Below are 9,430 nucleotides of genomic sequence, written 5' to 3'. Positions count from 1 at the left end.
CGGTGGTCTCCACCAGCGAGATACCGTCGCCGGCGTTACGACTGGCCTGCGCCAGCCCGCTCTGCTGGCTGCTCATGCGGTTGGCGATCGCCTGACCTGCCGCATCATCCTTAGCACCGTTGATACGCATACCGGAAGATAACCGAAGAATGGCGTCCGCCAGCGAGCTGCCGCTTTTGGCCGCATTGTTTTCGATCTTTAACGCAGAGAGGTTGGTATTAAGGCTGAGCATAACGCGATCCACTGAGTGACTCCTGTCGCAGATTATCGGCAGCGGCAGATTTTACTTAAGCCATTTTTTAGTTATGTCACGCGGGCCAGGGCCCTATGCCGCCGCTGCAGCCCCTTTGCCAGCCCGGCCAGCCCGCTGCACGGCAGGTAACAGAGCACGCCGACCAACAGAAACATCTCCGCCGTGTAGATCTGTTCACGGTTGTTCACCAGGCTGGACACGGTGGTCAGTTCCGGCACGTTGACTTATCGCAAACAACGCTATGGCGTAGCGGGGGCGGTGGTGAATATTTTTCAGGGATTTCTTTCAGATAGCATAAGGACAGGGAAATTAATTTTCATTTTTTTGTATAAATGGATTTATTAATAATGACATTTGAAGATTTATTTCAGGTAAGTACTGATCTCATCGCGCGATCACAGATTTTTTTAAATCATGACTTATGGCAACTTAAGCTCTTGATCTGTTTTTTATACTGATGTATCACGAAATAGCAGGTGAGTTAAAGTAGGTGGCAGGTATCATTTTTGATGGTTTTTAGGGTGGTTTTTTGCAAGGGGTAAGCTATTAACCGGTCACGGTTATGGAATGACTTAATGTTAGTCTCAGGGAGTAAGGAAATGATGAGCAAAATTATTGCAAGCGGCATTACCTGCGGCATTATGTTTTGTGTTATCAGCGCTATGTCGGATGTGTATATCGCTAAAGTGACTCAGGTACTCGACTCTTCAGTGTTTATCACCTGGTGTTTTGCAATGGCAACAATGGTTTTTTTGACTCTGGCACTGATGCGCAATGGTCGTGCTTATCTGACTAAGGTGAACAAGAATAAAAAAAATCTGCTGCTGATTAATGTTGCGGTATTGCTCAACTGGGGTGGGCTTATCATCTCGTTGAAATACCTTGAACCGGCGGTAGTCGGGATTGCTTCTGTGGCATGTGGCCCGGCACTGACGATCATTTTATCGCGATTTTTCTCCGGTTTTACTACCAGGCCGGATAAAGCCGAGTCGGTCATTTCCTGGGCGGTTATGAGCGGCGTAATGATTATGCTGATTAATTCATGGGTTGGCAGTAGCGGAGTGACCTCCACCAGCGCGGCGGAGAGAGCCATCGGTATCATCTGTGTATTACTGAGTGCCGTGGGAACCGTGCTCTATACTTTGTTTTCCAAATCATTAGTAAATAAGAAATGGAGTGCCAGTGAAATCCTCGGCTGCAGGAATGTATTAATTCTTTTTACCGCGTTACTGTATAGTGCAGTTATGCATATATCTCTGCAGCTTGATGTGATTTATTTTTTGATTGTGGTGTTACTGTCTGTTGTTGGTCATATTATTCCTATTTTTCTTATACAAAAATCCATTGGGCACTCAGTCCTCTGCATATTGCCTTTCTGATGTTGTTGATTTCTGTATTTACCCTTGCATTTCAGTTTACCGACAGGCGTATTGCCGTGTCATGGCAGACCATCATTGCGGTGTTAGTTCTTACGGCACTGTTGGCATTGCTTGGTATCAGTAAGTATTTCTCTGCAACACAGTCGGGAGGTGAAAAATGAACAGGATCGTAGTGGTTGATGGTTTTTCTTCAGGTAAATTTATTGCCCGTCATTTAAGCGAGGCGGGCTGTAAAATGATTCATATCGCCTCGGACACCTCACTGGATGACTACTACTACCAGGGATTTGATTCTTCCATTTATCAACACTGTTATTGCCATTCCTCCCCTGGGTTAACACTGGATATTATCCGTGAGTTCGGTGCGGAAGGCGTACTGTGCGGCGCGGAAACGGGCGTCGAACTCACTGACTGGATTAACCAGTCACAGAACTTTAAATACAGAAATGATTTTTCACAGCGTGCTGCCCGCCGTAACAAGTTTGAGATGATTGAATCGCTGCGTGAAGCCGGTATAACCGCCACGCCTCAGTGCAAAGTCTGCCAGTGGCCACAGGCGGTAAACTGGCTGAGCGAACAGCCTTATCCGGTGGTGGTGAAACCGCTGGATAGTGCCGGTTCAGATGGTGTATTTATCTGCAACAGCGAAGACCGGGTCAGGTCGGCGTTTGACCGTCTTATTAATCAAAAAAACCGCATGAACAGCACCAATGATGCCGTTCTGCTGCAGTCCTTTCTGACGGGAACAGAATATGTGGTGAATTTTGTCTCTCTGAATAGCCTCAGGCTGGTCACGGAAGTGGTGCGCTACCATAAACGGCAGCTGGCGGGAGGCAATGTTGTCTATGATATTGATGAAATTATCGATGCTTCAGCCGGCGAGTTTGCCGGGCTGGTGGCCTACACGCACCGTGTTTGCGACTGCCTGGGTATTGAAAACGGCCCCAGCCATGCAGAAGTGATGTTAACCGCCGACGGGCCCTGCCTGCTCGAAATTGCCGCCCGTAGCGATGGCATACTGCGTCCGGAAATTGTCGACTGCACGACGGGAATGGGGCAACTGCGGGCGACGGCACTCTCACTCTCTCAGCCACAGCGGTTTACGGAGCTGACAAAAGAGCCGGTTTACCGGCTGAAAAACCACGCTTTTAATGTCAGCCTGATCGGTCCGCGAGCCGGGCGCTTTGCCAGCGGGGCGTTTCTGGCACGGCTGCAGGCGTTGCCGTCATTTAAAAAGGTCGAATTCTATCTGGCTGACGGCCAGGCGGTCAGTGAGACCAAAGATGTGTTCAGCCAGCCCGGTACGGTGTATCTGGTCAGTAACGATAAACATCAGTTGTGGCGTGACTATCGGGTCATTCGTGAACTGGAGGCTGAAGGGATTTACTATCAATAGCCTGTCAGCAGTTAAAAGAGGGTCAGTCAGCTCAGGTGATCGAGAGTGAAGTGCGATACCCAGGCCGATTATGCAGTAAAAATTTGGCCTGACGCACAAATCTCCATTTTTCTCTTGTTAGGATTATTCCTGGATCATATTATCGCTCCTGCCCCTCGCAGAGCTAACACCAGTGAGTGCCGGAGATAAGCGCCGGAAGGGGTAAAAAATTAACGGCAAAAGGCCCATCGCCAACGCGGTGGGCCTTTTGTTTTCTGCACCTGCCAGCACCAGCACCAGCACCAGCATCCTCAGTGCATCAACGATTCCAGCTGTTGATAGAGCTGCGCGAAGCGCGCGCGCTGCGGCTGATACGCCTGGTGGCGTGCGGCATCGGGCCGGTGGCGCTGCAGCAGCGGCAGCGCGGGCAGCAGATCCGCCAGCGGCACATCCGGATTCAGCGCCATCCGCGCCAGCTGTGCGGCACCCAGCGCCGGGCCGACCTCGCCTCCCTCTACGTAGTCCAGCGTCTGTCCGCTGACGTCCGCCAGCATCTGCCGCCACAGTTCGCTGCGCGCGCCGCCGCCGATCAGCCGGATGCTCTCCGGCCGTACGCCGCAGGCGTGAACGGCGTCCATGCCCTCCGCCAGCGCAAAGCTCACCCCTTCCAGCACCGCCCGCGCCAGCTCCGGCCGCCCGTGCTGATGGGTCAGGCCAAAGAACACCCCGCTGGCCGCCGGATTGTTATGCGGCGTGCGCTCGCCGGAGAGGTAGGGCAGAAACAGCGGCAGCGGCCGATCGTCGCTGGCGCGTTCGGCCTCCGCCAGCAGCGCTGCCACGTCGGCACAGCCGGTGAGCCGCGCCGCCCAGTCAAGGCAGGAGGCGGCGCTGAGCATCACCGACATCAGGTGCCAGCGGCCGGGCAGCGCGTGGCAGAAGCTGTGCACCGCCCGCTGCGGGTTGCTGGCAAAGCCGTCGCTGACCACAAAGTAAACCCCGGAGGTGCCGAGCGACAGCATCGCCTGGCCCGGTTCCGTCAGGCCAACGCCGATCGCCCCGGCGGCGTTGTCGCCGCCGCCGGCCACCAGCGGCACCTCGCCGATCCCCCAGCGCGCGGCCAGCGCCGCGCTGAGCCGGCCGGTGAAGGCGTTACCCTCAACCAGCCGCGGCATCTGTGCCCGCGTCAGGCCGCAGGCGGCCAGCAGCGGTTCGCTCCAGTCGCGCTGCGCCACGTTCAGCCACAGGGTGCCGGCGGCATCCGACATATCGCTGGCGAACTCGCCGGTCATCCGCCAGCGCAGCCAGTCTTTCGGCAGCAGCACTCTGGCAATGCGGGCAAAGTGCTGCGGTTCGTGTTCTTTAAGCCACAGCAGTTTTGGTGCGGTAAAACCCGGCATCATCAGGTTGCCGGTAATGGCGCGGGCATCCGGCACCGCCTCTTCCAGCGCCGCACACTGGGCGGCGCTGCGCCCGTCATTCCACAGGATCGCCGGGCGAATTGTCCCGCCGTCGGCGTCCAGCAGGGTGGCACCGTGCATCTGGCCGCTCAGACCGATGGCCCGTACGCCGCTAAGGTCATGCTGCTGCGCCAGCCCGCACATCGCCTGGTCGGTGGCCCGCCACCAGCTCTCCGGATCCTGTTCGCTCCACAGCGGCCGCGGGCGTGAGACGTCGAGCGGCGCGCTGTGGCTGGCCAGCAGCCCGCCGTCAGCGTTGAGCAGCACCACCTTCACGCCGGAGGTGCCGAGATCGATGCCTATTACCATGTGCCCATCTCCAGTCAGGTTAACGATCGAACAGATAGCCGTTCACCAGATTTTCCAGCAGCTCCTGGCGGCCGCTCTGGTGCTGCGGCAGGAAGTTGTGCTGGCTGGCGTGCTGCGCCAGGCCGTCGAGGGTGAACTCGCCCTTAAGGATCTGCTGGCCCATCTCGCCGTTCCAGCCGCTGTAGCGGCGCGCCACGCGCTGGTCGAGTTCGCCGCTTTCAATCATCTTCGCCGCCACCTTCAGCGCCAGCGCCATGGTGTCCATCGCGCCGATATGGCCGTAGAACAGATCGTATTTATCGGTGCTCTGGCGGCGCACCTTGGCGTCAAAGTTCAGGCCGCCGGTGGTGAAGCCGCCCGCCTTGAGGATCTCATACATCACCAGCGCGTTCTCTTCCACGCTGTTCGGGAACTGGTCGGTATCCCAGCCCAGCTGCGGATCGCCGCGGTTGGCGTCCACCGAGCCGAAAATGCCGAGGGCGATGGCGGTGGCGATCTCATGGTGGAACGAGTGGCCGGCGAGGGTGGCGTGGTTGGCCTCAACGTTGACCTTGATCTCTTTTTCCAGCCCGAACTGTTTCAGGAAGCCGTACACCGAGGCAACGTCATAGTCGTACTGGTGCTTGGTGGGTTCCTGCGGTTTGGGTTCGATCAGCAGCAGCCCCTGGAAACCGATTTTGTGTTTATGCTCGACCACCATCTGCATAAAGCGGCCGATCTGCTCGCGCTCCTGGCGCAGGTCGGTGTTCAGCAGGGTTTCATAGCCCTCGCGGCCGCCCCACAGCACGTAGTTTTCCCCGCCCAGTTTGTGGGTGGCGTGCATCGCGCTGGTCACCTGGCTGGCGGCCCAGGCAAACACCTCCGGGTCCGGGTTGGTGGCCGCACCGGCACCGTATCGCGGGTGGGTAAAGCAGTTGGCGGTGCCCCACAGCAGCTTCACGCCGCTCTGTTCCTGTTTCTCCAGCAGCACGTCGGTGATCTCCGCCGCGTTGGAGAGGTAGGTGCGCAGCGAGTCACCCTCCGGTGCCACGTCGATGTCGTGGAAGCAGTAGTAGGGCACGTTGAGCTTGTGGAAAAACTCAAAGGCGACGTCGGCTTTCTGCCGCGCCAGCGCCATGCCGTCGCCGTTGCTCAGCCACGGGCGGTCGAACGCGCTGACGCCGAACATATCGGTGCCGCCCCAGCAGAAGGTGTGCCAGTAGCAGGCGGCGAAGCGCAGGTGCTGCGCCATGGTTTTGCCCAGCACCCGCTGGTCAGGATTGTAGTGGCGGAAGGCCAGCGGATTGGTGCTTTGTGGGCCTTCATACTGAATACGGCCGATCTGGTCGAAATAATCCTGCATCTGAAACTCCTTAGTGCGGAAGTAGGGTGAGCGAGAAGATGCGGTGATTGTTACCGGTGACGGCGGGGCGCTCAATTATGTTATTTCACTCTGAGATTAAGATAATTGCTAACTGTGAGTTGCCTCCCGAATGGCAAAAAACATAACGGCAGGAGGAAAATCTGTAATTGCCGCCCCGCCAAAACCCGGTCAACAATTCAGCAGCCCGTCACCCTGTACCCTGATAACAACAACCGCAACTGAAAGGGATCAACGATGAAAATGAAAATCACCCTGCTTGCCGCCTGCGCTGCGCTGGCATTGTTCAGCCAGGCCGCCACGGCGAAAGAGGTAAAAATCGGTATGGCGATCGATGACCTGCGGCTGGAGCGCTGGCAGAAAGATCGCGATATCTTTGTCAGCAAGGCCGAAGCGCTGGGGGCGAAAGTGTTTGTGCAGTCGGCCAACGGCAATGAAGAAACGCAGATGGCGCAGATTGAAAATATGATCAACCGCGGCGTCGACGTGCTGGTGATTATTCCCTATAACGGCCAGGTGCTGAGTAACGTGATAAAAGAGGCCCACCGCGAAGGCATTAAGGTGCTGGCCTACGATCGGCTGATTAATAACGCCGATATTGATTACTATATTTCGTTTGATAATGAGAAGGTCGGTGAACTGCAGGCGCAAAGCCTGGTCAGCCGCGTGCCTTCCGGTAATTATTTTCTGATGGGCGGATCGCCGGTGGATAATAACGCCCGCCTGTTCCGCGCCGGGCAGATGAAGGTGCTGCAGCCGCTGATCGACAGCGGAAAAATCAAGGTGGTGGGCGATCAGTGGGTCGACGCCTGGCTGCCGGAGAATGCGCTGAAGATTATGGAAAATGCCCTGACCGCCAACGGTAATAAGATTGATGCGGTGGTGGCCTCCAATGACGCTACCGCCGGCGGCGCCATTCAGGCGCTCAGCGCCCAGGGGCTGGCGGGTAAGGTGGCGATCTCCGGTCAGGACGCCGACCTGGCGGCGATGAAACGGCTGGAGAACGGCACCCAGACCATGACCGTCTACAAGCCGATTACTAAACTGGCCGCCGAGGCGGCGCGCATTGCCGTCGAGCTGGGCGAAGGCAAGACGCCCGCCGGTAACGCCACGCTGAACAACGGCCTGAAAGAGGTCCCTGCCTGGCTGCTGACGCCGGTTTCGGTGGATAAATCCAATATCGACAGCACCGTGGTGGCCGACGGCTTCCATAAGAAAAGCAGCCTGTAAGCGGAACGCCGCCGCGCCAGCTGGTGCGGCGGCTCAGCAAGTGAGGTGACACCGTGGCAAGACTGCTGGAAATGAACCATATCACCAAGCGTTTTGGCAGCGTTAAGGCGCTGGATGACGTCAGCCTGCAGCTGGACGCCGGGGAAGTGCTGTCGCTGTGCGGCGAAAACGGCTCCGGCAAGTCGACGCTGATGAAGGTGCTGTGCGGGCTCTATCCATATGGCGAGTACGAGGGGGAGGTCCGCTTTGCCGGCGAGGAGCTGCGTGCGGCAACGCTGCGCGACAGCGAACGGCGCGGCATTGTGATTATCCACCAGGAGCTGGCGCTGGTGCGGCAGCTGACGGTGCTGGAGAACATCTTTCTCGGCGCGGAGATTGCCCGCTTCGGCGTGGTCGATGATGAAACCATGACCCTGCGCTGCCGCCAGCTGCTGGCGCGCGTGCGGCTGGACGTCGACCCGGCCACCCGGGTCAGCGAACTGTCGCCCGGCCAGCAGCAGCTGGTGGAGATCGCCCGCGCGCTGAACAAGCAGGTGCGCATTCTGGTGCTCGATGAGCCGACCTCGTCGCTGACCGCGCCGGAGACGGCGGTGCTGCTGGAGATTATCAACAACCTGCGCGAGCACGGCATCGCCTGCATCTATATCTCACACAAGCTCAGCGAGGTGAAAGCTATCTCCGACACCATCTGCGTGATCCGCGACGGTAAGCCGATCGGCAGCCGTCCGGCGGCGGCGATGAGCGAGGATGACATTATCACCATGATGGTCGGGCGCGAGATGAGCGCCATCTACCCGAGCGAACGGCATACGCCGGGAGAGGAGATCCTGCGGGTGGAAAACCTGACCGCCTGGCACCCGCTCAACCGCAATGTTCGCCGGGTGGATAACGTCTCGTTCAGCCTCAGGCGCGGCGAGATCCTCGGCATCGCCGGGCTGGTTGGCGCGGGGCGCAGCGAGACGGTGCGCTGTCTGTATGGTGACTGGCCGGGGCGCTGGCAGGGGCGCATTCTGCTGGACGGCCAGCCGGTGACCATTAACAGCTGCGCGCAGGCGATTGCGCTGGGCATCGCCATGGTGCCGGAAGACCGTAAAAAAGACGGCATCGTGCCGCTGATGGCGGTGGGAAAAAACATCAGCCTGGCGGCGCTGGATCAGTTCAGCGGCCCGCTGACGGTGCTGGACGAGGCCGCCGAGCAGGAGGCGATTCAGCAGGGGCTGGCGCGGCTGCGGGTGAAAACCGCCTCCGCCGATCTGGCGATCGGCCGGCTGAGCGGCGGTAACCAGCAGAAGGCGATTATCGCCCGCTGCCTGCAGCTTAACCCGCGCATTCTGATCCTCGACGAACCAACGCGCGGCATCGATATCGGTGCCCGCGTTGAGATCTACCGGCTGATCGCCGAACTGGTGCGCCAGGGGATTGCCATCATCGTTATCTCCTCGGAGCTGCCGGAGGTGCTGGGGCTCAGCGATCGGGTGCTGGTGATGCACGAAGGGCAGATCAAAGCCGACTTACTCAACCACAATCTGAGCCAGGAGCAGGTGATGGATGCCGCCCTGAGGAGTCCACATCATGCTTAAAACCGATTCTGCCGCCGCACCGGCGGCCGGGCAGCCCGCAGCAATGGGCAAAGGGCGCACGATCAATATGCAGATGCTGGTGATGCTGGCGGCGATCCTGCTGATCGGCCTGTTTTTCAGCTGGATGACCGACGGCGCGTGGCTGAGCGCGCGCAATATCTCCAACCTGCTGCGCCAGACGGCGATCACCGGCATCCTGGCTGTGGGGATGGTGTTCGTCATTATCTCGGCGGAGATCGACCTGTCGGTCGGCTCAATGATGGGGCTGCTGGGCGGCGCGGCGGCAATTTTTGACGTCTGGCTCGGCTGGCCGCTGCCGCTGACCATTGTGGTCACGCTGCTGATGGGCCTGCTGCTCGGCGCGTGGAACGGCTGGTGGGTGGCCTACCGCCGGGTGCCGTCGTTTATCGTCACCCTCGCCGGGATGCTGGCGTTTCGCGGCATCCTGGTGGGGATCACCGACGGCAGCACGGTGGCGCCGACCACG

Annotated in this window: 7 protein-coding genes and 2 pseudogenes; 5 read left to right on the top strand and 4 right to left on the bottom strand. The window is 58.6% G+C overall.

The annotated features are described in order from the left end of the window. Window positions 1-244 (bottom strand): annotated as a pseudogene (locus NV64_RS18825) (flagellin FliC); the annotation flags it as partial. A gap of 59 nt (window positions 245-303) precedes the next feature. Next, window positions 304-471 (bottom strand): hypothetical protein, encoded by a 168-nt coding sequence (locus tag NV64_RS18820; RefSeq protein WP_199177696.1) that lies wholly within the window; start codon window positions 469-471, stop codon window positions 304-306. A gap of 381 nt (window positions 472-852) precedes the next feature. Here NV64_RS18820 and NV64_RS18815 point away from each other — a divergent pair, with 381 nt between their 5' ends. Further along, the gene (locus tag NV64_RS18815; protein ID WP_233209040.1) at window positions 853-1,632 is read left to right on the top strand and encodes a DMT family transporter; all 780 of its coding nucleotides are present in this window, start codon (window positions 853-855) and stop codon (window positions 1,630-1,632) included. A gap of 157 nt (window positions 1,633-1,789) precedes the next feature. After that, entirely contained in the window at window positions 1,790-3,028 is a 1,239-nt protein-coding gene (locus tag NV64_RS18810; protein WP_101506537.1) for an ATP-grasp domain-containing protein, read from the top strand. Window positions 3,029-3,318: 290 nt separating this feature from the next. On the opposite strand, the gene xylB is transcribed toward NV64_RS18810, so the two are convergent. Both xylB and xylA read right to left on the bottom strand, forming a co-directional pair. Then, window positions 3,319-4,773, bottom strand: coding sequence for a xylulokinase (gene xylB / locus NV64_RS18805; protein WP_101506536.1), 1,455 nt, complete (start codon window positions 4,771-4,773; stop codon window positions 3,319-3,321). Between the two features lie 19 nt (window positions 4,774-4,792). Further along, window positions 4,793-6,115 (bottom strand): xylose isomerase, encoded by a 1,323-nt coding sequence (xylA, locus tag NV64_RS18800; protein WP_056240205.1) that lies wholly within the window; start codon window positions 6,113-6,115, stop codon window positions 4,793-4,795. 255 nt (window positions 6,116-6,370) lie between these two features. Between xylA and xylF the strand changes: the two genes are divergently transcribed. The 3 genes and pseudogenes from xylF to NV64_RS18785 form a co-directional block, all read left to right on the top strand. Then, on the top strand, window positions 6,371-7,363 hold the full coding sequence (gene xylF, locus NV64_RS18795) for a D-xylose ABC transporter substrate-binding protein (RefSeq protein ID WP_056240203.1): 993 nt from the start codon (window positions 6,371-6,373) through the stop codon (window positions 7,361-7,363). Between the two features lie 53 nt (window positions 7,364-7,416). After that, the gene (locus NV64_RS18790) at window positions 7,417-8,943 is read left to right on the top strand and encodes a xylose ABC transporter ATP-binding protein (RefSeq protein ID WP_101506535.1); all 1,527 of its coding nucleotides are present in this window, start codon (window positions 7,417-7,419) and stop codon (window positions 8,941-8,943) included. A gap of 43 nt (window positions 8,944-8,986) precedes the next feature. Beyond that, window positions 8,987-9,430: pseudogene (locus NV64_RS18785) on the top strand (sugar ABC transporter permease); the annotation flags it as partial.

The sequence above is a fragment of the Erwinia sp. B116 genome (genome assembly GCF_002865965.1).
GTDB lineage: Bacteria > Pseudomonadota > Gammaproteobacteria > Enterobacterales > Enterobacteriaceae > Erwinia.
Note: the sequence above shows the minus strand (reverse complement) of the source record. Positions and strands in the feature narration are given on the sequence as shown.